Origin of the sequence: Rhizobium sp. WW_1 (assembly GCF_003610155.1) — a bacterium.
GTDB lineage: Bacteria > Pseudomonadota > Alphaproteobacteria > Rhizobiales > Rhizobiaceae > Rhizobium > Rhizobium tropici_A.
Genome location: NZ_RAIN01000007.1, coordinates 186,857 through 212,053 on the forward strand (window position 1 = coordinate 186,857; position 25,197 = coordinate 212,053).

Consider the following 25,197-nt stretch of genomic DNA (forward strand, 5'->3'; position numbering starts at 1 on the left):
ATCCCGCGCAAGCATCAGCTGCGGTTTTGCGCCGACGACACGCGTGAAGACGCGAAACCACGCATGCACCGACTTTTTATTGACGTCGTAATCGTGTAGGCAGACCTTCGAATGCCGGCGCAAGCCGGTGCATTGGGAAAGCCTCGATGATTATCTTGCGTTCGATCCTGTTCAACACAGCCTTCTATGCCAATCTGATCATTCGCATGATCGTGTTGACGCCGATCTATTTCCTGATGCCGCGCAAGGCGGCCTATGCGATCCCCAAGGCATGGGCGAAATCCAGCACGTGGCTGATGGAGAAGATCGTCGGCACGACCTTCGAGATCGAGGGTCTGGAGAATATCCCCAAGGGCAGTTTCATCTTCGCGCCCAAACACCAGTCCTTCTGGGATACCTTCGCGCTGCTGCCCTATCTCGACGATCCCGTCTACATCCTGAAGCGCGAGCTGATGTGGATTCCATTGTTCGGCTGGTACGCCGGCAAGCAGCGCATGATTCCGGTCGATCGCAGCGCGCGCGGCAAGGTCATGTTCGATGTCCTGAAGCGCACCCGCGAAGAACTCGCGACGGGCCGCCAGCTCATCATCTATCCCGAGGGCACCCGCCGCCCGCCGGGCGCCGAGCCCGTCTACAAATACGGCATCGCCCGCATGTATCGCGACCTCGGAATTCCCGTCGTCGCCGTCGCTATGCATCCCGGCCTCTTCTGGCCACGCCGCACCTTCCGCAAATATCCCGGCCATATCAAGGTGCGCATTCTGCCGCCGATCGAGCCCGGCATGGACCCGGATGCCTTCTTCGCGCGCCTGATCGAGGAAACGGAAAGGGCAAGCGACGAGCTGCTGGTCGAGACGATCGCCGAAAACCCAGATCTACCGATACCGCCGACCGCAGCCCGACGCCTGGCTGAAATCAAACAGGCAAAGCCGGTTCCCGCCGCAGTCTGAGCCCGCAAGAAGCCTGTCGCCGCCAGAAGAGAGGCTCAGGACGCCTTCCGCATCCGCTCCACTTCACCGGCAACCTGCTCGAGCCACTGATCGCGAATGCCCATGTCGCGCAGATGCGTCAGCGTATTGAAAAGATAGGCATCGTTCGGGCCGGAACGTCCGTTGGCGGCTTCCACCACATGGGCGGCCTCGATCGCGTCAAGCGAGCCGGCATATTGGCTGTGACTGCGGTCGACGACGTAGGCGACCGCAGTGACACGCCGCCCGTCGGCAAGCCGGATGGGCAACGTCTTTTCCAGATAGACGTTGGTGACGAGTTCGCGCTCGCGCAGATAGGTCAGCACCTCGTTCCAATCAGAACCCGGAACGCGAAACGCCATGCCGCGGCAAGAGCCGCCGCGATCGAGGCCAAGGACGAGGCCGGGGCTTTGCTCCGTGCCGCGATGGACCCAGGAACGGACGCAGAGCGAGCGGCGATAACCAAAAATAAGGGCCTCGGCCCGTTCGTCGTAACCAAAGCCCGGATTCCACATGAGCGATCCGTAGCCAAACACCCAAAATTCGTCCATATCCAACGCCAAATCACTGTGAAGCTTCAGTTCAACCATTGGAGAACAACATGGCAGCGTCAAGCCAGAGCGTAACGACCGGTCGAGGCAAACGTCTTTGGCTCATCCTGCTGGGGCTGATCGTGGTTCTGGCCGGTCTTTACACCGGCGGATGGTACTATGCGACCGGTTTCGTCAGGGCCAATATCCTGAAGGCGCTTGGCCAGCAGAACAGCGCCGGCGTTGCCGGCAAATGCGAGAACATGGCCTTCAACGGCTTCCCCTTCTCCATCGGGCTCACCTGCGACACGGTGACGGTCGACAACCAGACCCGCGGCGTGTCGGCCAATTTCGATACGCTGAGCGCCTCCGCGCCGGTCTTCCAGCCCAATCATGTCAGCTGGAGCCTGAAATCTCCGGCTGAGTTGCGGACGACAGCCGGCCTGACCGTGTCGGCGGAATGGGCCGACCTGCAATCGAACCTCGTCGCCAAGGGCCGCGGCGTCGGCCAGACCCAGACCGTCATCGATGGGCTGAAGGCAGCTATCACCTCCTCCGTCACCGGCCAGAGCGTCGATGTCACTGCCGCCCATACCGAGATGCACGCCAGCCAGAACGGCAGCGACCTCGATTTCGCCATCGGCGTCGAAAATGCCAATGCCGTCATCAAGGACTTTCCGCAGCCCCTGCCGACCGCCTCGACCAGCGCCAGCGTGACGCTGACGGGCAAGGCCGGCTTGCTCGACGGCAGCGATCGCGAGGGGCTTCGCGGCACAGCGGGCGTCCTGCACCAGGCCGTCATCGACATCGGCGACGGTCGCATCATGACGCTTTCCGGCCCCTTCAGTTTCGACGGCGATGGCTTCCTGTCCGGCCAGTTCAAGCTGGAGATCAATCAGATCGGCCCCTGGGGCGATAGCCTGACGACCACGCTACCCGCCGCCAAGAACATCATCAAGACAGCCACGAAGATGCTGAAAGCGCTTGCCAATGGCGGCGACAAGGTCTCCGTCGCACTGACGGCCGATCGCGGCCGCCTCTCGCTCAGCGGCTTCATCCCGCTCGGCAAGATCCCGCCGATCTGAGATCGCTATCCCTTGTCTGCACCGGAGATATTCTTGACAAAGAATATCTCCGGGCTCGGCTGGACGATACGGAGATCGATGCTGCCTGCAGCCTTGAAGCCGTTGCGGCGATGCCAGGCCTGCGGCTCGGCTTCGGCCCATTCGCTCGAGGTCATCAGGTGTTCGACGCCCTCTTCGATCATGGCGCTCTCCCAGGCGCGAAAAAGAGCCGACCCCGCACCGGCCCGCTGATGCGACGGCAACACGCGGATCATGTCCATATAGGGTATCTTGCCCCAGAAACGGCTGAAGCGGAGAAAACCGACGAGTTTGCCATCCTGCTCGGCGACAAAATACTCATCGAACTGGATGCAGCGCCTGATCCAGTCCTCGCTCGCATCGTCGTGATCGGCGAGCCAAGGCAAATCTTCCAAGCACCCGCGTCTGACGATCATCGACGCCGCTCCCTTGTGTCGGGATAACTATTCCTTCGCATCCAGGGCGTGGCGGCCGAAGTCGGGCACGTCGACATCCTGGCCGGCTTCGACGATCGAGCGGCGAATGGCGCGGGTGCGGGTGAAAAGTTCGAAGATCTTGTCGCCGTCACCCCAACGTATCGCGCGCTGCAACGATGCCAGGTCCTCGGAGAAGCGCGACAGCATCTCCAGGATGGCGTCGCGATTATGCAGGCAGACGTCGCGCCACATGGTGGGGTCGGAGGCGGCAAGGCGGGTGAAGTCGCGGAAGCCGGAGGCCGAATATTTGATGACTTCCGATTCCGTCACCGTCTCCAGATCGTCGGCGGTGCCGACGATATTGTAGGCGATCAGATGCGGCAGATGCGAAACGATCGCCAGCACCTTGTCGTGGTGCTCTGGATCCATCTCGTCGACACGCGAGCCGAGAGTCTCCCAGAAATTGCGAAGTGTCTTGATCGCGGCCTCGTCCGTGCCCGGAACCGGCGTGAAGATGCACCAGCGTCCCCTGAACAGCCCGGGAAAGCCGGCATCAGGGCCGGATTTCTCGGTGCCGGCCAGCGGATGGCCCGGAATGAAATGCACGGTGGGCGGCATATGCGGCTGCATCTGCGCGATGACCGAGGCCTTGGTCGAACCGACGTCGGTGACGATCGCACCCGGCTTCAGATGAGCAGCGATCTCCTTGGCAACGCTCTCCGAAGCACCGACTGGCACCGAGACGATGACGAGATCGGCATCCTTGACCGCGTCGGCCGAAGATGGCGTGTAACGGTCGCCAAGCTGCAGTTCTTCGGCGCGCTTCAGCGTTTCGGCGCTGCGCGTCGAGATCACCACTTCCTTGGCAATCCCGAGGCGCTTGATGTCATGGGCGATGGAGGAACCGATGAGGCCGATGCCGATCAGTGCGATGCGGTCGAACTGGATGCTGCTCATGACTTGCGCCCCATAAATTCGGTCAGCGTGTCGATGACGCCGAGATTGGCCTCCTCGGTGCCGATGCTGATGCGCAGCGAATTCGGGAAGCCATAGGCGCGCACGGCGCGGGTGATATAGCCGCGGCTCGTCAGGAAATCATCGGCCTCGACGGCGCGCTTGCCGTCGCTATCGGGGAAATGGATGAGAATGAAGTTCGTCACCGACGGCGTCACCTTGAGGCCGATGGCCTCGAGCGCAGCCGTCATCTTCTCGATCCAGATCAGATTGTAGGCGACGGTCTTTTCGGTGAAAGCCTGATCGCGAACGGCCGCCGCTCCGGCAGCGATGGCCGCATTGTTCAGGTTGAACGGGCTGCGCACGCGGTTCAGCGCATCGACGACATCGACCGGCGCATACATCCAGCCGATGCGAAGGGCGGCCAGGCCATAGACCTTCGAGAAGGTGCGGGTCATGACGACGTTCTGGTTCGCAGAAACGAGCTCCAGGCCAGCCTCGTAGTCGTTGCGGCGGACATATTCGGCATAGGCCGCGTCGAGCACGAGGATGACGTGCTTCGGCAGGCTCGCCTGCAGGCGGCGTATCTCGCTGACCGGCACATAGGTTCCGGTCGGATTGGCGGGGTTGGCGATGAAGACCATCTTGGTCTTCTCGGTCACCGCAGCGAGGATCGCGTCGACATCGACGGTGCAATCCGTTTCCTTGACCGTGACAGGCGTCGCGCCGGCGGCCATGATCTGGATCTTGTAGACCAGGAAGCCGTGCTCGGTGATGATGCCTTCGTCACCCTTATCGAGATAGGTGTGGCAGAGCAGGCCGAGCAGTTCGTCAGAGCCGTTGCCGCAAAGGATATTGGCGACATTCAGCCCATGCACATCGGCGATCGCCTGGCGCAATTCCTTGGCCTGCCCATCCGGATAGCGCTCGAGATTGCCGGCAGCGCCGCGGAAGGCCTCGATGGCCTTGGGGCTGGCGCCAAGCGGCGTCTCGTTCGACGAGAGCTTGAACACGCGCGCAACGCCCGGCGCATGCTCCTTGCCCGGCACATAGGCAGCGATATCGAGAATGCCGGGACGCGGGAGGGGCTTGCTCATTTCCATGCTCATGGGATCGACCTTGGGAAACACCGGAAAATTCCGGTTTATGACACCCCGTCGCATTAATGCGGAAACGCGGTTTTGTCGAGTGTCGGCGTTCGGTCTAAGGCATCAGGTGCCATCGCGCGTCGTCGGTATGCCGCGCGGCGCCAGAACGGGCACGAAGACGCGGCGCGATGCGCGCACGGCGACGGGCAAGCCCTGATAGAGCCGCTTCTGCGCCTCGACGATGATGACACCGGAGAACGCGGGCCAAAGGGTGCGACCCACCCGCTCGAAGGCGCGCCGAAGCCGCAGCACGGTGCGCAGCTTCGATGGCGGGAAGAACAGCGCTTCCGCCGTCGCGCCCGGCGTAAAATTGGTCTCTCGCAGCAGCGAGGTCAGCTGGCCGCGCGAATAAGGCCTGCCGGAGCCGAATGGCGTGTGCTCCATCCGCGCCCAGACGCCCCGGCGGTTGGGTACCGCAATGACGAGCCGCCCGCCCGGCGCCAACACACGCCAAAGCTCCTTCAGCGTCTCGCGCGGGCTTTCGGCGAACTCGAGCGAATGCACCATCAGCACACGGTCGATCGAGCTGTCGGGCAAGGGCAGCTCTTCATCGAAGATCAGAGCTGTCGACGAAGCCGAGTCCATCGGCCAGTTCACCGCGCCCTGCCCGGCCGGCATGAAGGCGAAGGTGCGTTCGGTGTCGGCGCGGAAACGGTCGAGATAGGGAACGGCATAGCCGAGGCCGACGAGCCGTTCCTCCGGCATGCGCGCCCAGATCGAGGAAAGCGCCATGGCGATCGACTGCTCCGCCAAGCGACCGAGCTCGGAATGATAAAACTGGCGGAGATCGACAATATCGGCGTGCATCGAAACAAATGTTATCAGCCGAGCGTTGGACTTCAAGGCCGAACGGCTTACATTCTCTACCAACGTAAAAGACGAGGACGATTTCCATCATGAAACCATTGGAATTAGAGATTTTTATCTGCCGTTCCGACAATTACGGCGTCTTGGTCCATGATCCCGAAACCGGGTTGACGGCATCGATTGACGCTCCGGAGGCGGATGCCATCCTGAAGGCTGCCGACCGTCGCGGCTGGACGCTCAGCCATATCCTGACGACCCATCATCACACCGACCATGTCGAGGGCAATCTGGCGCTGAAGGAGCAGTTCGGCTGCGAGATCATCGGCCCGATCAACGAGGCCGTCGCCATTCCCGGTCTCGACAAAGCCGTCGGCGATGGCGACACGTTCGAGTTCGCCGGCCATACCGTCAATGTCATCGAGACTCCCGGCCACACCGCCGGCCATGTCTGCTATCACTTCTCCGACGACAAGCTGCTCTTTGCCGCCGACACGCTGTTTGCGCTGGGTTGTGGCCGCCTGTTCGAGCGGACGCCGGCCGACATGTGGGCCTCGCTGCAGAAGCTGGCCGTCCTGCCCGATGAAACCGCGGTTTATTTCGGCCACGAATATACGCTCTCCAACGCCCGCTTCGCTCTGACCATCGATCCCGACAATGAGCGGCTGAAGTCGCGCGCCGCCGATATCGAAGCCTTGCGAGCCGCCGGCAAGTTCACCATTCCGACGACGCTTGCGCTCGAGAAGGAAACCAACCCGTTCCTGCGCGCCGCGGACCCTTCGATCCGCCGCCACCTGCTGATGGAAAGCCGCAGCAACGACGAGGTCTTCGCCGAAATCCGCAAGCGCAAGGACAATTTCTGATGCAGGCAAAAGAGATCATCGCAACGCTTGCCATGCAGCGGCATCCGGAAGGCGGCTGGTACGTGCAGACATTTCGCGACGAGAACGGCGGCGCGCGCGGCCATTCGACGGCGATCTACTATCTGCTCGAGGCCGGCGAACGCTCGCATTGGCACCGGGTGCGCGATGCGGCCGAGGTCTGGCACTATTATGCCGGCGCGCCACTCGCCCTGCATCGCTCCGCCGACGGCAGGGCCAGTGAAAGGCTCGTTCTCGGCATGGATCTGGCGAAGGGGGAGCGGCCGCAGGCGCTCATTCCGGCCAACTGGTGGCAATCGGCCGAAAGCCTCGGCGAATTTACCCTCGTCGGCTGCACGGTTTCTCCGGGCTTCGAATTTTCAAGCTTCGAGATGGCGCCACCGGATTGGACGCCTGCCTCGGCCTGATCCTCTTTTGCCAATCGTCCAGATCACCCAATATGCGTCCAGACCGCGCAGCGCGGCCGCCTTGAAAAAGCGTTGCGCTGCGTCAGCTTTAGAAGGGGAGAGAGAAGATTGATTCAACTGGAGGAGGCTTTTTCGTGCGTTTATTGTTTCCTTTGCTCGTCGTGGCGGGCTGTATCATGAGCGTACCTGCCCTTGCCCTCGATGCGCCGGCCTCGCCGCCGGCAGATCAGCCCTTTAAAAATTTCGTCACCTCGGTCGAAAAGGACGGCTCGATCACCTTCCGTCTTTATGCGCCGGCGGCAAAGGCGGTCTCGGTAGGCCTCGGCTCGCGCGATCCGATCGTCATGCAGAAGGGCGACGACGGCACATGGAGCGCCAAGACCGAGGTGCTGAAACCGGACCTCTACGAATATTATTTCAACATCGACGGCTTCCGCAGCATCGACACCGGCACGAATGCGCCGAAGCCGCAGCGGCACGTCAATACCAGCCTGATCCTCGTGCCCGGCAGCATTCTCGATATCCGAAACGTCCCGCATGGCGATCTGCGGCTGGTAACCCTGCATTCGAAGGCACTCAGCTCGGAACGGCAGATGTATGTCTACACGCCGCCAGGCTACACCGATTCCTCCAAACTGCTGCCGGTCCTCTATCTCTATCACGGCTTCGGCGACACTGTCGGTTCCTGGGTCGCACAAGGGCGCGCGCCGCAGATCCTCGACAATCTCCTTTCCGAGAAGAAGATCGAGCCGATGATCGTCGTCATCCCCGACACGGAAACCGACGTGCCAGATGCCATCGCCGAGAACATGCCCGCCTCGGACATCCGCAAGGTCTTCTTTCCGGCCAATGCCGAAGCCGCCGATCGCGAGCTTGTCGAAGACCTCATCCCCTATATGAAGCAACATTACCGCGTGCGGAGCGATGCGGACGGCCGCGCCGTCGCCGGTCTTTCACAAGGCGGATATCAGGCTCTCGTGTCGGGCCTTTCGCATCTCGGCACGTTCGGCTGGGTCGCGACCTTCAGCGGCGTCAGCACCATGAGCTCGCCGAACAAGGCCGTCGAGGCAGCATTGAACGAGCCGGAGAAGATCAACAAGGCGCTGCACAACTTCACGGTGACGGTCGGCAGCAAGGACGAAGTCGTCGGCAAGGATGTGGCAGCCCTGAAGGCGACGCTCGACGAGAAGAAGATCAAGCACGAATACCACGAATATCCGGATCTCCAGCATGAAATGGATGTCTGGCGGCCATCACTTGAGGCCTTCCTGCAGGAAATCTTCAAGAAGTAATGGCAGGGATTGCGGCGGAGCTATTCCGCCGCTTCCGCCTGCGGCCGCTCGGCATTGTCCCGCCGCAGGATCATGCGGTGAGCGGCAAGCACGGCCCCACCGGTCACGAGCAGGCAGGCAAGTGCAATGCCCCAACTCGGCTCGGCAAAACCGAACAGCGTCAGGATCAGCGTCGACAGCAAGGGTGCGGCATAGCTTGCCGCGCCGAGGATCTGGATATCGCCATTCTTGACGCCGTAATCCCAGGCATAGAAGGCAGCACCGACCGGAAACAGGCCCAATCCGAGTACGGCAATCCATTGCCCCGCGCTCTCCGGCCAAATGGTCTCCTCCAGGCCGAGATGGCAGACGAAGGAGAGAACCGATGTCACGAGGCAGAAGATCGTAACGACATCGGTGGAAACGGCCTCGAAGCGGCGCGTGACCAGCGAATAGCCGGACCAGGTGAAGGCGCAAAGAAAAGCCGCGCCATAGCCGACGGCATAGGCGCCTTCGAAATGAAAGCCGTTGCGGCCGACGATCAGAACCGTGCCCGCAAGCCCCATCAAGGCGCCGGCGATATGATACCAGCGCAGCCGTTCGCCGGGCAGCAACGCCGAGCCGACAACGATCAGCAGCGGCCAGAGATAGGCGATCAGCCCCGCCTCGACAGCCGGCGCGTGGCGCAGCGCGGTGAAATAGAGGAAATGGTAGCCGAACAGCCCGGCAATGCCTGTGATCCAGACCTTCGCCGGCTGGCGCAGCAGTTGCAGCCGCTCCGGGCGCAGTAAAAGCACGACGATGCCGGGAATGCTGCCGATCGCAAAGCACACGGCAAGCAGCTGAAAGGGCGGCATCTTGCCGGAAGCCACCGTCAAGAGCGCGAGAAACGACCACATCAGGATGGCCGAGAAGCCCGTCAATGTCGCACGAAATTTCACCCCTGCCCCCAGCCCTTTATCGCAGGCGTCCCCAGCCCGCTGAAGCAATCCCCGGAAGGCCGCGCCGCGGCTTTCCTCCGGAATTACATGAAAATTGACGGTCCTAGCCGCCGTATTTTACGGCAGTAATCGTCACCGTCCCGTACTGCGTCGGTATGCGGACATAGACCGGAGCATAGACGTTCATCGCGTCGGCCTTGGCAAACCAGATCTCCATATTATTGCTCTTGGCGAGATAGAGATAATCGGAACGCGTGCTCTTGTAGCCGCTCTTCGGTGTGAAGCGCACGCCGCAGGCGACCGTCTTGCCCTTGAAGCCTTCCGTCGAAAAGGGATGCGATCCCTTCGGCGACAGTTTCAGATCCATGCGCATCTCGCCGTCGAAGACGGCCAGCGTCTGATTGCAGAGGTTGAGGCTGGGCGTGATCGGAAAGATCATGCCCGATATCGGATCGAGCACGGACTTCAGATCCTCCCCCGTAAGCGGGACCCAGGTATCCGGACGCTTCGGTTCGGGCGTGATCGTATTCGACGTCACATTGCCGTTGGCATAGGCGACGTCATAGGTGCGCTCTCTCTTGCCGCTCTTGTAGAAGAGCGTGTAATGCGTCGCCTGCAGCTTGCTGTCGTTGACGACGCCGGTCACATCGGTCCGCGCATCGATGGAAGTGACGAGATCCGCAAGGCCCGCCGAGGTAATATCGCCGCGGATGGTGAACTGCTTGCCGGTGACCTCGGTCTTGAAATCCGCCCTGGCAATCGGTAGGCCGGCCAGCGAAACGCGATAGCGCGTTTCATGCCGCAGCACGTCGGCCAATGCCATCGCCGGCATCGACGCAACGATCGCTGAAATGAGAAGCCACTTCCGAATTTGAACCATAATCAGGGCCTTCAACGAGGATCAGGCAAGTTATATAGTCGCTTTGGTTGCCTGCTGCGAGCGCCAGACAACAGCAGCTTTTTGACGGAATTACGGGAAAACACAAGGTTTGGCTTGACGCGGCCGGGCTGTCTGACTATAGAACCGCAACTTTCCAATTATGGCCTGTTGGATTGCGTACCGGGTTTTGCCCGGGATGTTTATCCGATGGCCGAGAAAAACAAAAGTAGGTGTACCATGTCCCGCATGTGCGAATTGACTGGCAAGGCCGTCCTCGTGGGCAACAATGTCAGCCACGCCAACAACAAGACCAAGCGTCGGTTCCTGCCGAACCTCTGCCAGGTCACGCTGATCTCCGACGTTCTCGGCCAGCGCTACCGTCTGCGCGTTTCCGCAGCAGCGCTCCGCTCGGTTGAACATCGCGGTGGTCTGGACGCTTTCCTTATCAAGGCAAGCGAAAACGAACTCAGCATGCGCGCGCGCCTGCTGCGTCGTCAGATCGTCAAGAAGTCTGCCGAAGCTGCCGTCGCTGCTTAATCAGCGCTAGCACTTCGCGATATCATACGGACTGAAAGGCTTGCACGGATTAATTCCGGACAAGCCTTTTTCCATGTCCGGTTTCTTCAACTGGTGGCATCTCCCAGGATAAAAAAATGCTGACAGCACGTCATACCCTTATCTACGTTCTGCTGATGACGCTGGTCGTCGTCGCCTCCAATATCCTCGTGCAGTATCCGCTGCAGGCTACCCTCGCCGGCATCAATCTTGCGGATATCCTCACCTGGGGCGCCTTTACCTACCCGGTCGCCTTCCTCATCACCGATCTGACCAACCGCCAGTTCGGGCCCAAGGCTGCGCGCAAGGTTGTCTTTGCCGGCTTCGTCGTCGGCGTTGCGCTATCCTTCTATACGGCACAGCCGCGTATCGCCATTGCCTCCGGTTCGGCCTATCTCGCCGGCCAGCTCCTCGATATCTCGGTCTTCAACCGCCTGCGCCGCATGGCCTGGTGGCGCGCGCCGCTGTTCGGCTCGCTGATCGGCTCGATGCTGGATACGCTGATCTTCTTCTCCTTCGCCTTCGCGCCCTTCTTCGTGCTCTTTGGACCGAACGATCCCTTTGCCATCGACTGGGCGCCGATCCTCGGTGTTTTCTCCACGTCGGCACCGCGCTGGGTTTCCTGGGCAATCGGCGACTTCTCGGTCAAGGTGACCGTCGGCCTCGTCATGCTGCTGCCCTATGGCGCACTGATGAACACGCTGAAACCGATGTCGCGGGCCCCGACCGCCTGAGCGGCCAATGGTCGGCGCGGATCGCCATCGATGCGCGCCGAAGCATTTTTTACCGATAAGACAGACAGCCAAGAACAGTGGACGCGAATGCGGCCGGGTTTTCCGCCATCATCAGATGACCGGTATCGGCGATGTTGATCCGCGCCGTGCAGAGGGCATTCGCCCAATCGGGCACATCCCAACCCTCAGCAGAGCGCCGTCCGGCAATCAGGTAAACTGGAATAGCGGATTGCATGATGCTCCGGACCGCCTCCAGATAAGCGGGCTCTCGCGTCGCCGCAACGACTGCCTTTGCCTGCGCCTTGATCGTCGACGGCGGCTGGTTTGCAAGCCAGCCTCTGGCAAGCGCGGACGTCCATGCATCGATCTTCACGCCAGCGCCACCGATCCACGCCTCCGGATCGGCTTCATAGCCGGCAATGATGCTGGCCACTTCCTCGAGCGGCTTCACCGCTATCTGGCCGGACCAGAACGCATCCTTCAGGGTAAAATTACCTTCGACGCTCGTCAGCGATTCGATCAGCTCGGGGAAATGCTGGGCAACCAGCACGGAAACCGCGCCACCAACGGAATGCCCGACCAGATGCACCTTGCCTGCACCGAGGCCGGATATGAAATCGGCAACATGGCGTGCCTGATCGAGAAGTGACAGGCCGCCGGTCTCCGCCTCGCGGTTGCTGCCATAGCCGATCAGGTCCGGGGCGTGAACATCGGCATCGCCGAAGGCAGCCAGGATCTTCGAGTCGCTCAGGCTGCCGAAGAGCCCATGCACCAGCACGATAGGTTTGTCGGGAACGGACATGTCTGGGAATCCATTTGTTGGAGCAAGGGCGTCGCTTAGCCCAGCGTCAACGTTTCCTCAATGCCGGCGCAACGAAAAAATGGGCCGACGTGCTTCTAGCTCCGGCTGACGAGTTTGTCGTCATGCAGGCGAAACTCCAGCATCAGGCTGCGCTGCAGGATCGAATGATTGTCGTCAGAGACCAGAATGAGATGAAGGGAGCCATCCGCCGCGCGGAAGACATCTATCCCTTCCATATTGTCGATCTGCTCCCGCGAACTCGCCTCGAAGATCACCTTGCCGTCCACGACGGCGCCGGGCCTGATGTCCGAACCGGCGATCCGGCGGATGCGCACGCCGAGGCCGTGCATCAGCCCAAAGCGGCGCTCCAGCAGCAATAGATCCCCATCCGGCAGAAAGACGCCATCGCTGACGTCAAAGCCTCCGTAGTGCCGGACGGTGAAACGCCCCTGCAGCGGCCCATCCAGCACGGCGGCAAACATATTCCCCTGATCGTCCAGGCTGTCTTCCGTGACGAGGACGGCACCGCCGGCAAGGGGGCTCGACTGCGGCGCGATCATCAGCGCCTCGAGACTGCGATTGGCCCGCAGCTGCACTCTCGGAATCGGAAGCGGCAAGGTGCCGTCAGGAGGTGAAATCTCGAAGCCCGGATCGGGATAGACGTCGACTCGGTGATACTGCTCGTAGCTGACGAGGACATGGTCGCCACGCAGGGCCAGTCCCTCCGCATCCATTGACCCTTTGCCGGGATCGGTGCCACCCTGGCGATCGATCATCGGCATGATGCGGGCGTCGCTGATGCCCTTCAACCGACCCTCGCCGTCGCGCTCGATCGCTCCGGTCAGCCAGTGGCCCGTATCCAGCACGGAGATGAAATTCCGTTGGTCGGGACGAAATCGCATGGCGGAAATGGCGCCCAGAAGCGCATTGTCCGAGCTGAGCTCAAGGCCGCCGATGAATTCCAACGCGCCGAATCGCGTTTCGTTCGAACCTGGTCTGAACTTGGAAATGACGGTGGCGCGGATGGTGGCCACACCATCGTCCTTGCCATCGCCGCCGGCACTGCAGCCGGCAAGCAGCATTGCCAAAACGGCAGCGGTCAGAACGGTCCATGCTCGATATGCACGCCGGCCAGAGAAAGCAGCGCCTCCGGGCGAAAAAGGCACCGGCCACAGGGCCGATGCCGAAGGAGGCCTGAGCGCGCTCAGCTTGCGCGGCGCATGCGCGAGCGCGGCATGCTCGTCTGATCTTCGAACAGCGAGGCAAGCTGCTCGGTCATGGCGCCTGCGAGCTCATCGGCATCGACGATGGTGACCGCGCGGCGATAATACCGCGTGACGTCATGGCCGATACCGATCGCCAGCAGTTCCACAGGCGAGCGCGTCTCGATCTGGTCGATGACGGCGCGCAGATGCCGTTCCAGATAGTTGCCCGGATTGACCGACAGTGTGGAATCGTCGACCGGCGCACCATCCGAGATCATCATCAGGATGCGGCGCTGCTCGCGCCGTCCAAGCAGGCGGTTATGTGCCCAGATGAGCGCCTCGCCGTCGATATTCTCCTTGAGCAGTCCCTCGCGCATCATCAGGCCAAGATTGCTGCGCGACCGGCGGTAAGGCTCGTCCGCGGACTTGTAGATGATGTGGCGCAGGTCGTTCAGGCGCCCCGGTGTCTGCGGCTTGCCGCCGGCAAGCCATTTTTCACGCGCCTGCCCGCCCTTCCAGGCCTTGGTGGTGAAACCGAGGATCTCGACCTTGACGCCGCAGCGCTCCAGCGTGCGCGCCAGAATGTCCGCGCAGGAAGCGGCAACGGTGATCGGCCGTCCACGCATCGAGCCGGAATTGTCGATCAACAGCGTCACGACCGTATCGCGGAACTGCGTATCGCGCTCCATCTTGAAGGACAGCGCCTGCGTCGGGTCGATGATCAGACGCGGCAGGCGCGCCGGATCGAGATAGCCCTCTTCCAGGTCGAAATCCCAGGAGCGGTTCTGCTGCGCCATCAGGCGACGCTGCAGGCGGTTTGCCAATCGGCCGACGGCACCCTGCAGATGGGCAAGCTGCTTGTCGAGGAAGGCTCGCAGGCGTTCGAGTTCGGCGGTGTCACAGAGTTCCTGTGCCGTCGTGGTCTCGTCGAACTCCTCCGTGTAGACGTGGTAATCGACCTTCTCGTTGAAGTCGGCGAACGGCGTGTTCGGACGGCGGGTTTCGCCCGGCGTTTCCGAATCTTCCTCGCCCTCTTCGCTCATGTCGTCGTCCGAGATCTCGCCGCCGTCCTCGGTCGCGCCGTCCTCCATCTGCTCGTCGGAGGCCTCGCTGTCCTCGGCCGGCGCGGCATCGGAGCCTTCGTCTTCCTTGGCCTCGTCGTTATCCTGGTCTTCGCCGTTCGGCTTATCCTCTTCGCTCTGCTGATCGTCGCTGTCAGGCTCCGACTGTTCGTCGCCATATTCCTCGGCCATTTCCATGGCCGACAGCATGTTGCGGACGACGCGGGCAAAACTCTGCTGATCGTTGATGGCGGACAGCAGATTGTCGAGTTCGCCGCCGGTTTTTTCCTCGATGAAAGGACGCCAGAGGTCGAGCACCTTGCCGGCGCTCTCCGGCGGCTTCTGACCGGTCAGCTTCTCGCGCACGATCATCGCCATGGCTTCGCCGATCGGCGCATCTTCCTGCCGCTCGATGCCGGAGAAATTCGCCTTGGCGTATTTTTCCGTATTCATCGAGTTGATGTTGGCGGCAACGCCGCTCATGCGCAGCGAACCGATCGATTCGACGCGTGCCTGCTCAACGGCATCGAAGATGCTGCGGGCATCCGCACCCTGGGGCGCCATGACGGCATGGACGCGGGCGTCGTGACAGGCAAGACGCAACGCCATCGAATCGCCAAGCCCGCGGGTCACCGCGAGCTCGTGTGCTGTCGGCCGCTTCGAAAGTTCCGGCAAGCGGATACGCTCGCCGGTCATCCCCGGACGTTCGTTGGCGAACGCAACCTCGACCTCGGCATCGCCGGCGATCGAGCGCACGCAGCCTGTGATCGCCCGGCGCAACGGCTCCATGTCCACCGGGGCACCCGGCTTCGCTTTGGAATTATCTCCGCGACCTGACATGATGTGTCGGCTTTTCCTTAGGCTTCGAGCACGATGTTGGCGGCACTTTCCTTCAGCTCGACGCCGAAGGCGCGCTGATAGTGCTCGGCGACCAGCGGCCGCTCCAGCTCATCGCACTTGTTGAGGAAGGTGACGCGGAAGGCAAAGGCGACATCGCCGAAGATTTCCGCATTCTCGGCCCAGGTGATGACGGTACGCGGGCTCATGACGGTCGACAAATCGCCGTTCATGAAGGCCGCGCGCGTCAGATCGGCAACGCGGACCATCTTGGAAACGGTGTCGCGGCCCTTGTCGTTGCGGAAGGACTTCACCTTCGCCAGCACGATATCGACTTCGTTGTTGTGCGGCAGGTAGTTCAGCGTCGTCACGATCGACCAACGGTCCATCTGCGCCTGGTTGATCTGCTGCGTGCCGTGGTAGAGGCCCGTGGTGTCACCGAGACCAATGGTGTTGGCGGTCGCGAACAGGCGGAAAGCGGGGTGAGGACGGATGACGCGGCTCTGGTCGAGGAGCGTCAGGCGGCCCGAGGATTCCAGCACGCGCTGGATCACGAACATCACGTCCGGACGGCCGGCATCATATTCGTCAAAGACGAGCGCGACATTGTGCTGGTAGGCCCAGGGCAGGATGCCGTCCTTGAATTCGGTAACCTGCAGACCGTCCTTGACGACGATCGCATCCTTGCCGACGAGATCGATACGGCTGACATGGCTGTCGAGGTTGATGCGTACGCAAGGCCAGTTGAGGCGGGCGGCAACCTGCTCGATATGCGAGGACTTGCCGGTGCCGTGATAGCCAGAGATCATCACGCGGCGATTGTGGGCGAAGCCGGCGAGAATGGCGAGCGTGGTCTCGCGGTCGAAAAGGTAGTCCGTATCCAGATCGGGCACATAAGCGCCGCCCTGGCTATAGGCAGGGACGCGGATGTCGGAATCAATGCCGAAGACTTCACGGACCGAAACGGTGGTGTCGGGAACTTCGGAAATATCAAGGTCAATCTTGCTCATCATGTCTCCGGGGCGGGTGGCTCTCACCCTGCCATATCAAACTCAGCCGATTTTTCCGAAACGCCGCAGCTTTTTTGCCCGCATCCGTTCGGTCGGAACAGCGGCGATACTTCTCCGGGACTAAAGCAAAATCTCGGCGCGATTGCATGATCGCTTGCGAGCATCCTTGAACAGAGTCCCCGGACAAGAAACGCCGCGTCCGGAAAGTTGACCGAGGTGCAGCCAGCCAAATGCGCACCCTGCCGCGGTTGCCCGCAGCTTCAGCCGATTTGGACCATACCTGATTGAAGGCGGAGAGCAAGGACGGGAATTAACAAAAACCGTTCTGCTTCAATAATTGATAGGCCTGAATGACCGCGCGAAAACGTTCCTCCGATCCACGGTCGCCGCCATTGGCATCGGGATGGTGCATTTTCACCAGTTCCTTGTAGCGGCGCTTGATTTCCGGCGCCGTGGCCGTGGCGCCAAGCCCCATTGTGTCGAAGGCTTTCGCCTCCAGCGTTTTCAGCTTGCGCTGTTGCGGAAAACGCGGCCCACGCCCCTGCCCTTCGCCTTCCTTGACGAAGCCGAATGGATCACGGACGCGGGAATAGGAACCCGAGCGGATATCGGAATGAAGCGGGCTATTCTTGGCTGCCTTGTTCACCCCGACCGTCCAGGTCGGACGGTGGCCAGTGATGGCCTCTTTCTGGTAGCGCGCGATTTCGCCGTCCGAAAGGCCGGAGAAATAATTATAGCCCTTGTTGTATTCCTTGACGTGCTCGAAGCAGAACAAAAAGAACTGCCCTTCCGCATTGCGCCCGACCGGGGCGCGATGCGTGCCGTGCTTGTCGCAGCCGTCCCACTGGCACGTCGGCGGGCCCTGCTCGGGCTCCTGCGCGCGTTTGCGGCGGGTACGAATGCGATCGAAATATTTTGAATCAAGTCTCATGGCGTCCTAATTATGGGGCCTTGGATACCCCACAACAAGAATTGACAAACAGGAATGTTATAGGCTTTGTGGGAACCTTTTTCGTGAGCGAGGTCGACGCGGGAATATGGAAACGACATTGCAATCCCGCATTGAGCGGAAGCTCAACGACGCTTTCGCGCCCGAGCGCCTTGCCGTCATCAATGAAAGTCATCTGCATGCGGGTCATCAGCCCGACATGACCGGAACCGGCGAAACTCATATAAGAATTCGCATCGTTTCCGCCAAGTTCTCGGGCATGCCGCGCCTTGCGCGCCACCGGGCGATCAACGAGCTTTTGAAGCCCGAACTGGATGCCGGCCTGCATGCGCTGGCCGTGGAGCCCGCAGCCCCCGGCGAATCGGTCCGCTGGTAGCCGGGCCGATCGCGTCTTAGGACGGCTTCACCTCTTCCGTCTCGGCGGGTCGAATGCGCAGCTTGGTGATGCGATTCTTTTCCCGCTTCATGACGATGAAGCGCTTACCGTAGAAGGTGAAGGCCTGACGCTCTTCGGGGATGGTCATCGATTCGTGAATGACGAGACCGGCGATCGTCGTCGCCTCTTCGTCGGGCAGATCCCAGTCGAGCGCGCGGTTGAGATCGCGAATCGGCACGACGCCATCGACGACGATCGAGCCGTCGGCCTCCTGACGCACGCCCTGGATGTCGAGATCGTGCTCGTCGGCGATATCGCCGACAATTTCTTCCAGAATATCTTCCAGGGTGACGATGCCCTGCACCTCGCCATACTCGTCGACGACGACGGCGAAATGCTGCTTGCGGCGCAGGAAGGCATTGAGCTGGTCTTCGAGATTGGTGCTGTCGGGCACGAACCACGGCTTTTGAGCGATCTTGACGATATCGAGATTTTCCGGCTCGACATTGCGCTCAGCCAGCGCCCGCAACAGATCCTTGGCGTGCACGACGCCGATGATGTTGTCGATCGTGCCGCGCCAGAGCGGCATGCGCGTATAGGGGCTGTCGAGGATCGCGCGCACGACGACCTCGGGCGGATCGTCGGCATTGATGGCGCGCATCGCCGTGCGGTGCACCATGATGTCGGACAGTTCCAGCTCGCCGAGATCGAGCACGCCGCCCAGACGGTCGCGGTCGGCTTTGACCACCGATCCCTCGCGATGAAGCAGGTCGACTGCGCCGCGCAACTCCTCATGCGCCGAGAGCATCGAAACCTCCTTGGAGAGGTTGATGCCGAACAGGCCGAGAATCCAGCGGACGATGGCGTTGACGAAGCTCGATATCGGCCCGACGACGGCAACAAACAGACGCACTGGCGTAGCGACATTGAGCGCAAAGCGATCCGGCGTCGAAATCGCCCAGCTCTTCGGCAGCACCTCGGCGAAGATGACGAGGATAACGGTCATGGCTGCCGTCGCCAGCGCCACGCCGGAATTGCCGAACAGGCCGAGGAAGACGCTTGTCGCGAGCGAAGACGCCAGGATGTTGGCGAGATTGTTGCCGATGAGCAGCGTGCCGATCAGCCGATCCCGGCGTTCGATCAGCCGGCGCACGATCCCGGCATCCTCGTCGCCGTTCGCTTCCAGCGTATGAATGCGGGTGCGCGAGACTGCAGTGAGTGCGGTTTCCGAGCCGGAAAAAAATGCCGACAACAGCACGAGCACGACGATCGAGGCGATCTCGGGCCAATATTCGAACAATACAGCCAGCGTGCCCTCGACCGTCATCAGGGATGTTTTTCCTTCAGAAAACTCAGGACTTCTGAAGACGGCACGTCGTCGGCAACAAAGGATTGGCCGATGCCGTGCGTGAGGATGAAGGTGAGCTTACCGCTCTTGACCTTCTTGTCCTGGGCAATCGCATCCATCAGCGTTTCGGCTGGCGGCAGCTCGCCCGGAATATCGCGCATTCGGGTCGGCAGGCCAACGGCCTTCAGATGCGCCTCGACCCGCCTTGCATCATCCGGGCTTGCCAGGTTGAGGCGCGCGGAAAACTCGTGCGCCAGCACCATGCCGATTGCGACGCCCTCGCCATGCACCAGCCGGCGGCTGTCATAAGCGGTGGCCGCCTCCAGCGCGTGGCCGAAGGTATGGCCGAGATTGAGCAGGGCACGCGGCCCGTTCTCGCGTTCGTCGGCAACGACGACATCTGATTTCGCCTGGCAGCTTGCCGCGATCGCCTCGATACGGGCAGCGCCACCCGAGAAGACTTGCCTCCAGTTCGCCTCGAGCCAGGCGAAGAAATCCGGCTTGTCGATCAGGCCGTATTTGGCGACTTCGGCGTAACCCGCCCGAAATTCGCGCTCGCTCAGCGTATTCAACACATCGCTATCGGCAAGCACCAGATCAGGCTGATGGAAGACGCCGACGAGGTTCTTGCCGTGGTGGGTGTTGATGCCGGTCTTGCCGCCGACAGAGGAATCCACCTGCGCCAAAAGCGAGGTCGGAACCTGGACGAAACGGACGCCGCGGCGCACGATGCCTGCGGCAAAGCCCGAGAGATCGCCGATGACGCCGCCGCCGAGCGCGATCACCGCGTCGTTGCGCTCGACGCGGGCGGTCAGCACCGCATCGCAGACGGTGATCAGATGTTCGAAGCTCTTGGTCTTCTCGCCCGCCGGCAAAACGAGGCTGGATGCCTCGATGCCCGCAGCCTCGAGACTGGCGGTCAACGCGTCAAGATAGAGCGGCGCGACGTTTTCATCCGTGATGATAGCGGCCCTGCGGCCCTTCATCCGAGCCGCGATCTCGCGGCCCGCACGCGCGATCAGGCCCGGGCCGATCATGATGTCATAGGCACGCTCGCCGAGAGGCACGCGCACGAGACGCTCTGCGGAAGCCGGTGTGATCGCATTCATGGTATTTTGCTTTCTGCTGACTTTCCCTCGGCAATGGCGGCAAGAACCTCTTTGACCATGGTATCCTTGCCGACGTCGCGAGAGAGAACCGTGATATCGGCTTCCGCATAGATCGGATAGCGCGCATTCATCAGGTTCTCGAGGGTCTGTTTCGGGTTCTCGCTCTTGAGCAGCGGGCGCGTGTCACGCTTGTTGACCCGGTCCCAAAGCACGTCGAGATCGGCCTTGAGCCAAACCGAGAGGCTGCCGCGCTTCACATGCATGCGCGTGCTGTCGTTGATGAAGGCGCCGCCGCCGGTCGAGACGACACGGGGACCACCCTTGAGGAGGCGCTTGATGACGCGCATTTCCAGCGCCCGGAACTCCGGCTCGCCATAGGCGGCAAACAGCTCGGTGATCGTCATGCGCGAGACGCGCTCGATCTCGATATCCGTATCGACGAAGGGAATGCCGAGCTGTTGCGCCAACAGCCGGCCGATCGAGGATTTGCCCGCCCCCATCAGCCCGACAAGGACGAGGTTGCGCTGACCCAGCGCAGCGCGCGCCCTGTCTTTTAGGCTTTCGGCAAGGGTCAGGACTTGTTCACTCATCGGCCCATTCACAATTTCTTTGGAAACGGTATCGTCAAATGCACCGGTAGCGTCAAGACGCCGCTGTCGTAAACATGTCTGCAATATCCTTCAGCTAACCCTTGAAGGACATAATTGTTGCGTTTCGCCGCGCCAACGAACGGGCGAAGGAGAGTTTTCGGATGCCAACCCTGTTTCGCTTCCTTGTCATCTGCGCGGTCATCGCGGGATCGATCTATGGAACGATGTGGGCGCTGGTGCTCTTCGTCGATCCCCAGCCGCGCGATGTGACGATCCGCATTCCACCCGAGCGCCTCAATCCGCCGACGACAGGATCGCTGAAGCCATGAGCGCACAAGCCGCCGACAAACGGACTGGCAAGCGGGATCTCGGGCGCGCGCACCTGGAAGCCTTTCTGGAGATGATGAGTGCCGAGCGGGGTGCGGCCGTCAACACGCTGCAATCCTACGAGCGCGATCTCGAGGATCTCCATGCCTTCCTGTCCGGACAGGGCGTCCGCTTGACGGAGGCCAGCGCGAGCGAGCTCGGCGCCTATCTTTCCAGCCTTGCGGGCCAGGGTTTCAAGCCCTCCTCCCAGGCGCGCCGCCTCTCTGCCATGCGGCAGTTCTACAAATTCCTCTATGCGGAAGGCCTGCGCACGGACGACCCCACGGGAATCCTCGATGCACCGAAGAAGGGCCGCGCCCTGCCGAAGATCATGGGCGTGGACGAAGTGACGAGGCTGCTCACGCAAGCGGAGCAGGAAGCAGCACTCGAAGGACCCGACCGGCTACAGCGCCTGCGCATGCTGGTGCTTCTGGAAATGCTCTACGCTACCGGTATGCGCGTCAGCGAACTCGTCTCCCTGCCGGCGAAGGTGCTGGACCAGGAAGGCCGCTTCCTGATGATCCGCGGCAAGGGCAACAAGGAGCGGCTGGTGCCGCTGTCGCATTCGGCCATTTCGGCGCTGAAGACCTATGGGCGGCTGCAGGCCGAGATTGCGGCGCATGCCAAGACCCCTGCCCCTGAAAGCCCATGGCTTTTCCCCGCCGCCTCCAAGCAGGGTTATCTTCCGCGCCAGGTCTTTGCGCGCGACCTCAAGGATCTGGCAATTCGGGCCGGTCTCACGCCTTCGATGATCTCGCCGCACGTGATGCGCCATGCCTTCGCAAGCCATCTTCTGGCCAACGGCGCGGACCTGCGCGTGGTCCAGGAACTTCTCGGCCATTCGGACATTTCGACGACGCAAATCTATACACATGTGCTGGAAGAACGCCTTCATCAGCTGGTCCAAACGCATCACCCCCTTGCCAAACAGGCAAAAAAACAGGATTAGGACCGGCATACAGGCTGAAGCCGCCATCTCTCGTCACGGGCAAAAGGATCGGAAACGCACCTCATGCACAATTATCTGGACTTCGAAAAACCCATCTCGGATCTCGAAGGCAAGATTCACGAGCTCAAGAAACTGGCGAGCGAAGACGAAAGCATCGACACGTCCGAAGAAGTCGGCCGGCTGGAAATCCGCGTCCGCGAGGCGACGGCCGATATCTATTCCAAGCTGAACGCCTGGCAGAAGACACAGGTCGCCCGCCACCCGCAGCGTCCGCATTTCGTCGATTACGCCGGCTCGCTGTTTACGGAATTCACGCCGCTTGCCGGCGACCGCCAGTTTTCAGAGGATGCTGCCATCCAGGCCGGCTTTGCCCGCTTCCGCGGCCAGCCGGTCGCTCTCATCGGCCAGGAAAAAGGCAACGACACCAAGAGCCGCCTGAAGCACAATTTCGGCAGCGCCCGGCCTGAAGGCTATCGCAAGGCGATCCGTATCCTCGAAATGGCCGACCGCTTCCAGCTGCCGATCATCACCTTGGTCGACACCGCCGGCGCCTACCCCGGCGTTGGCGCCGAAGAGCGCGGCCAGGCAGAAGCGATTGCCCGCTCGACCGAGATGTGTCTTGGCGTGAAGGTGCCGATCATCTCCATCGTCATCGGCGAAGGCGGTTCGGGCGGCGCTATCGCGATTGCCGTCGGCAACCGCGTCTACATGCTCGAACATTCGATCTACAGCGTGATTTCACCCGAAGGTGCGGCCTCGATCCTGTGGCGTGATTCAACGCGCGCCAAGGAAGCCGCAACCAACATGAAGATCACGGCCGATGACCTGAAGGGTCTCGGCGTCATCGACGGCATCATCGCCGAGCCGGTTGGCGGCGCCCATCGCGATCCCAACGCAGTGATCGCCTCGGCCGGCGAGACGATTGCGAACGCGCTTGCGGAACTGTCCAGCCGTTCGGGCGAACAATTGCGCAACGACCGCCGGCAGAAATTCCTCAACATCGGTCGCAATCTCTAAGCCGCATTCGAAAAAAGTGATCGCTGAAAACGGGAATGGGGCCAAATCTTGGCCACATTTCCGTTATCGAAGCTTTTATGGCAAAGAAAAGCTTGCCGGCGCGCCGCGGGCACGTCATAGGCTGGTAAGGATTTTTCAAGTATAAGCCATCTATGATTCCGTTTCATGCTTCGAGGGGAGTGGCGAAACAGATCTGCTGCCACTCTTCGCATTTATGGGCTAAATCAGAATGCGCATCCGTCACCTTGCCTACATCTCTTTGATGGCGCTGACACTCGCCGGCTGCAACGATGCGCTGGATACGGCGTCGATCGACCTGTCGAAGGTAAAGAACAAGGTCGAGCAGCCGCTTCCGAGCCATATCCTCGCCGACATGTCCAAGAAGGGCATGGACCGCAATTCGCCGATCATGATCCGCATCTTCAAGGAAGAAGGCGTGATGGAGATCCTGAAGGCGAACCAGAGCAACCGGTTCGAAGTCATCGCGGATTACAAGATCTGCGCCTGGTCGGGCCGTCTCGGCCCGAAGGTCAAGGAAGGCGACCGGCAGGCTCCGGAAGGCTTCTACATGCTGACGCCGGCCAACCTGAACCCGAATTCGAAATATTATCTCGCCATCAACACCGGTTTCCCGAACCGCTACGATGCCGCCAACGGCCGCACCGGCGCCGATCTGATGATCCATGGCGCCTGTTCGTCGTCCGGCTGCTATTCGATGACCGACCAGCAGGTGCTGGAGATCTACGCTTTCGCGCGCGACGCCTTCAAGGGCGGTCAGAAGGCCGTTCAGCTGGAAGCCTTCCCCTTCCGCATGACCGCAGAGAACATGTGGAAGCATCGTCTCAGCCCGAATATCGAATTCTGGAAGATGCTGAAGGTCGGCTACGACAATTTCGAAGTCACCAAGCGCCCGCCTGATGTCGAGGTCTGCGAGAAGAAATACGTCTTCAATCAGCAGGCCAGCGGCCCGTTCAATGCCAGCGGCAAATGCCCGGTCATGACCACGCCGCCTGCCCTGCAGATGGCGCTCGCGACCTATGACAAGCAGTATCAGGCCGACTATGCGACAGCCACGAAGAAATTCGACGGCATGGCCTGGTACGACCCGACAGAAGCCGAACGCAAGGCCGTCGTCGCCAAACAGCGCAAGGGCCACGATATCGCCTATGCTCCCACCGGCACCGCACTTGCCGCCGGCAAGATGATGAAGGTTGCCGACCTGGAGTCGATGATGTCCAATCAGTCCGCGCAACAGGTCGCGCGCGGCGGCACGGCAATCAGCCCGACGGCCAATCCAACAACGGCAAGCATCCGCGTGGCAACGGCAAGCCCTGCTACAGCAGGCCCTGTCGCGACTGCGCAGCAGCCTGCGGCCGGCCCGGTCATTGCCGCGAATGTTCCGGCAAATGTGCCGATCCCGACAGCAAACCCGATGAACCCCGGGCTCAGCGCGCTTGCCTATGCGCCGGCGCCCACGGTCGAGACCGCGCAGACCGAGGCCAAGAAGCCGCCTTTCTGGAAATTCTGGGCCAAGAGTGAATAATCCGGATAGCGAGATCTACGATCTGCGTGGCCTGAAATGCCCCTATCCGGCGATCAAGACGGAAAAGCGCCTGCGCGCCATGGCAGGGGGCGCAACATTGATCGTGGAAACGACGGACCCGCTCGCCGTCATCGACATCCCCCACCTCTGCAATGAAAAGGGCCACACGCTTCTCGTGAGCGAGAAGACGGAAAGCGGCCATCGATTTGTCATCCGCAGGGGATAGCGGTTTCACCCGGCCATCCTCTTGGTTCGAGGGTCGCTACGCTCCCGCCTCACCATGAGGATGGAGCGCGCTGACCGTCCCGGGCATGCCGCTTTCTCTCCAATCATTGGCGGGAAGAAGGCGAGATCAGCCTCACCCTGAGGTGCGGAGGTGCAAGCCGGAGCCTCGAAGGACGAGGCGGGTTGCTTGGCCTAGCAGAGAAGCACTGCAGCCAAGC

Annotated in this window: 28 protein-coding genes; 13 read left to right on the plus strand and 15 right to left on the minus strand. The window is 61.3% G+C overall.

Annotated elements, in window-relative coordinates:
- Positions 1-146 precede the first annotated feature (146 nt).
- Complete coding sequence (locus BJ928_RS21615; RefSeq protein ID WP_047630759.1) at positions 147-950, plus strand: 1-acyl-sn-glycerol-3-phosphate acyltransferase; 804 nt, start codon at positions 147-149, stop codon at positions 948-950.
- A 35-nt stretch (positions 951-985) separates the two neighbouring features.
- Here BJ928_RS21615 and BJ928_RS21620 read toward each other — a convergent pair whose 3' ends face one another.
- Positions 986-1,519, minus strand: a complete 534-nt coding sequence (locus BJ928_RS21620; protein WP_183079441.1) for a gamma-glutamylcyclotransferase — start codon at positions 1,517-1,519, stop codon at positions 986-988.
- 50 nt (positions 1,520-1,569) lie between these two features.
- Here BJ928_RS21620 and BJ928_RS21625 point away from each other — a divergent pair, with 50 nt between their 5' ends.
- Complete coding sequence (locus tag BJ928_RS21625) at positions 1,570-2,583, plus strand: DUF2125 domain-containing protein (RefSeq protein WP_047630757.1); 1,014 nt, start codon at positions 1,570-1,572, stop codon at positions 2,581-2,583.
- Between the two features lie 5 nt (positions 2,584-2,588).
- Here BJ928_RS21625 and BJ928_RS21630 read toward each other — a convergent pair whose 3' ends face one another.
- From BJ928_RS21630 to BJ928_RS21645, 4 genes are all read right to left on the minus strand, one after another.
- Complete coding sequence (locus BJ928_RS21630) at positions 2,589-3,017, minus strand: GNAT family N-acetyltransferase (RefSeq protein WP_047630756.1); 429 nt, start codon at positions 3,015-3,017, stop codon at positions 2,589-2,591.
- Positions 3,018-3,044: 27 nt separating this feature from the next.
- The gene (locus BJ928_RS21635) at positions 3,045-3,974 is read right to left on the minus strand and encodes a prephenate/arogenate dehydrogenase family protein (protein ID WP_047630755.1); all 930 of its coding nucleotides are present in this window, start codon (positions 3,972-3,974) and stop codon (positions 3,045-3,047) included.
- Complete coding sequence (gene hisC / locus BJ928_RS21640) at positions 3,971-5,080, minus strand: histidinol-phosphate transaminase (protein ID WP_047631064.1); 1,110 nt, start codon at positions 5,078-5,080, stop codon at positions 3,971-3,973. The genes BJ928_RS21635 and hisC overlap by 4 nt, the downstream gene beginning before the upstream one ends.
- Positions 5,081-5,182: 102 nt before the next feature.
- Complete coding sequence (locus BJ928_RS21645) at positions 5,183-5,962, minus strand: class I SAM-dependent methyltransferase (protein ID WP_047631061.1); 780 nt, start codon at positions 5,960-5,962, stop codon at positions 5,183-5,185.
- A 53-nt stretch (positions 5,963-6,015) separates the two neighbouring features.
- Here BJ928_RS21645 and gloB point away from each other — a divergent pair, with 53 nt between their 5' ends.
- From gloB to BJ928_RS21660, 3 genes are all read left to right on the plus strand, one after another.
- Complete coding sequence (gene gloB / locus BJ928_RS21650; protein ID WP_047630754.1) at positions 6,016-6,786, plus strand: hydroxyacylglutathione hydrolase; 771 nt, start codon at positions 6,016-6,018, stop codon at positions 6,784-6,786.
- Positions 6,786-7,211, plus strand: coding sequence for a cupin domain-containing protein (locus BJ928_RS21655; RefSeq protein ID WP_047630753.1), 426 nt, complete (start codon positions 6,786-6,788; stop codon positions 7,209-7,211). Before gloB ends, BJ928_RS21655 begins: the two co-directional genes overlap by 1 nt.
- 134 nt (positions 7,212-7,345) lie before the next feature.
- Positions 7,346-8,503: an alpha/beta hydrolase-fold protein gene (locus BJ928_RS21660; protein ID WP_047630752.1), complete on the plus strand. Its 1,158-nt coding sequence runs from the start codon at positions 7,346-7,348 to the stop codon at positions 8,501-8,503.
- Positions 8,504-8,523: 20 nt separating this feature from the next.
- Here the strand turns inward: BJ928_RS21660 and BJ928_RS21665 are convergent, their stop codons facing one another.
- Positions 8,524-9,423: an EamA family transporter gene (locus BJ928_RS21665; protein WP_047630751.1), complete on the minus strand. Its 900-nt coding sequence runs from the start codon at positions 9,421-9,423 to the stop codon at positions 8,524-8,526.
- Positions 9,424-9,526: 103 nt separating this feature from the next.
- Positions 9,527-10,303, minus strand: coding sequence for a DUF3108 domain-containing protein (locus BJ928_RS21670; RefSeq protein WP_047630750.1), 777 nt, complete (start codon positions 10,301-10,303; stop codon positions 9,527-9,529).
- Between the two features lie 237 nt (positions 10,304-10,540).
- Here BJ928_RS21670 and rpmB point away from each other — a divergent pair, with 237 nt between their 5' ends.
- Both rpmB and BJ928_RS21680 read left to right on the plus strand, forming a co-directional pair.
- Positions 10,541-10,840, plus strand: coding sequence for a 50S ribosomal protein L28 (gene rpmB / locus BJ928_RS21675; RefSeq protein ID WP_004107717.1), 300 nt, complete (start codon positions 10,541-10,543; stop codon positions 10,838-10,840).
- A 116-nt stretch (positions 10,841-10,956) separates the two neighbouring features.
- Complete coding sequence (locus tag BJ928_RS21680; RefSeq protein WP_047630749.1) at positions 10,957-11,592, plus strand: queuosine precursor transporter; 636 nt, start codon at positions 10,957-10,959, stop codon at positions 11,590-11,592.
- A 49-nt stretch (positions 11,593-11,641) separates the two neighbouring features.
- Here BJ928_RS21680 and BJ928_RS21685 read toward each other — a convergent pair whose 3' ends face one another.
- From BJ928_RS21685 to BJ928_RS21705, 5 genes are all read right to left on the minus strand, one after another.
- The gene (locus BJ928_RS21685) at positions 11,642-12,394 is read right to left on the minus strand and encodes an alpha/beta hydrolase (protein WP_047630748.1); all 753 of its coding nucleotides are present in this window, start codon (positions 12,392-12,394) and stop codon (positions 11,642-11,644) included.
- A 95-nt stretch (positions 12,395-12,489) separates the two neighbouring features.
- Positions 12,490-13,476 carry an esterase-like activity of phytase family protein gene (locus BJ928_RS21690; RefSeq protein WP_052227611.1) on the minus strand — a complete coding sequence of 329 codons (987 nt, stop codon included), beginning with the start codon at positions 13,474-13,476 and terminating at the stop codon, positions 12,490-12,492.
- 122 nt (positions 13,477-13,598) lie between these two features.
- Positions 13,599-15,500: a cobaltochelatase subunit CobT gene (gene cobT, locus BJ928_RS21695; protein WP_047630747.1), complete on the minus strand. Its 1,902-nt coding sequence runs from the start codon at positions 15,498-15,500 to the stop codon at positions 13,599-13,601.
- Between the two features lie 17 nt (positions 15,501-15,517).
- Positions 15,518-16,507, minus strand: a complete 990-nt coding sequence (gene cobS, locus BJ928_RS21700) for a cobaltochelatase subunit CobS (RefSeq protein WP_047630746.1) — start codon at positions 16,505-16,507, stop codon at positions 15,518-15,520.
- 310 nt (positions 16,508-16,817) lie between these two features.
- Positions 16,818-17,438 (minus strand): J domain-containing protein, encoded by a 621-nt coding sequence (locus BJ928_RS21705; protein WP_047630745.1) that lies wholly within the window; start codon positions 17,436-17,438, stop codon positions 16,818-16,820.
- Positions 17,439-17,544: 106 nt separating this feature from the next.
- Here BJ928_RS21705 and BJ928_RS21710 point away from each other — a divergent pair, with 106 nt between their 5' ends.
- Positions 17,545-17,832, plus strand: coding sequence for a BolA family protein (locus BJ928_RS21710; RefSeq protein ID WP_047630744.1), 288 nt, complete (start codon positions 17,545-17,547; stop codon positions 17,830-17,832).
- Between the two features lie 16 nt (positions 17,833-17,848).
- Here BJ928_RS21710 and BJ928_RS21715 read toward each other — a convergent pair whose 3' ends face one another.
- From BJ928_RS21715 to BJ928_RS21725, 3 genes are read right to left on the minus strand one after another with little or no spacing between them, the layout of a single operon-like run.
- Positions 17,849-19,159, minus strand: coding sequence for an HlyC/CorC family transporter (locus BJ928_RS21715; RefSeq protein WP_047630743.1), 1,311 nt, complete (start codon positions 19,157-19,159; stop codon positions 17,849-17,851).
- Positions 19,159-20,289: a 3-dehydroquinate synthase gene (aroB, locus tag BJ928_RS21720; RefSeq protein ID WP_047630742.1), complete on the minus strand. Its 1,131-nt coding sequence runs from the start codon at positions 20,287-20,289 to the stop codon at positions 19,159-19,161. Before aroB ends, BJ928_RS21715 begins: the two co-directional genes overlap by 1 nt.
- Positions 20,286-20,879, minus strand: coding sequence for a shikimate kinase (locus BJ928_RS21725; RefSeq protein WP_047630741.1), 594 nt, complete (start codon positions 20,877-20,879; stop codon positions 20,286-20,288). Before BJ928_RS21725 ends, aroB begins: the two co-directional genes overlap by 4 nt.
- Before the next feature lie 161 nt (positions 20,880-21,040).
- Between BJ928_RS21725 and BJ928_RS38860 the strand changes: the two genes are divergently transcribed.
- The 5 genes from BJ928_RS38860 (at position 21,041) to BJ928_RS21745 (ending at position 24,980) form a co-directional block, all read left to right on the plus strand.
- On the plus strand, positions 21,041-21,208 hold the full coding sequence (locus BJ928_RS38860) for a hypothetical protein (RefSeq protein ID WP_047630740.1): 168 nt from the start codon (positions 21,041-21,043) through the stop codon (positions 21,206-21,208).
- Positions 21,205-22,194, plus strand: coding sequence for a site-specific tyrosine recombinase XerD (xerD, locus tag BJ928_RS21730; protein ID WP_052227610.1), 990 nt, complete (start codon positions 21,205-21,207; stop codon positions 22,192-22,194). Before BJ928_RS38860 ends, xerD begins: the two co-directional genes overlap by 4 nt.
- 63 nt (positions 22,195-22,257) lie before the next feature.
- A complete protein-coding gene (locus BJ928_RS21735; protein WP_047630739.1) occupies positions 22,258-23,211 on the plus strand; it encodes an acetyl-CoA carboxylase carboxyltransferase subunit alpha in 954 nt (317 codons plus the stop codon).
- A 229-nt stretch (positions 23,212-23,440) separates the two neighbouring features.
- Entirely contained in the window at positions 23,441-24,754 is a 1,314-nt protein-coding gene (locus BJ928_RS21740; protein ID WP_047630738.1) for a L,D-transpeptidase family protein, read from the plus strand.
- On the plus strand, positions 24,747-24,980 hold the full coding sequence (locus BJ928_RS21745) for a sulfurtransferase TusA family protein (RefSeq protein ID WP_047630737.1): 234 nt from the start codon (positions 24,747-24,749) through the stop codon (positions 24,978-24,980). The genes BJ928_RS21740 and BJ928_RS21745 overlap by 8 nt, the downstream gene beginning before the upstream one ends.
- Positions 24,981-25,197 lie beyond the last annotated feature (217 nt).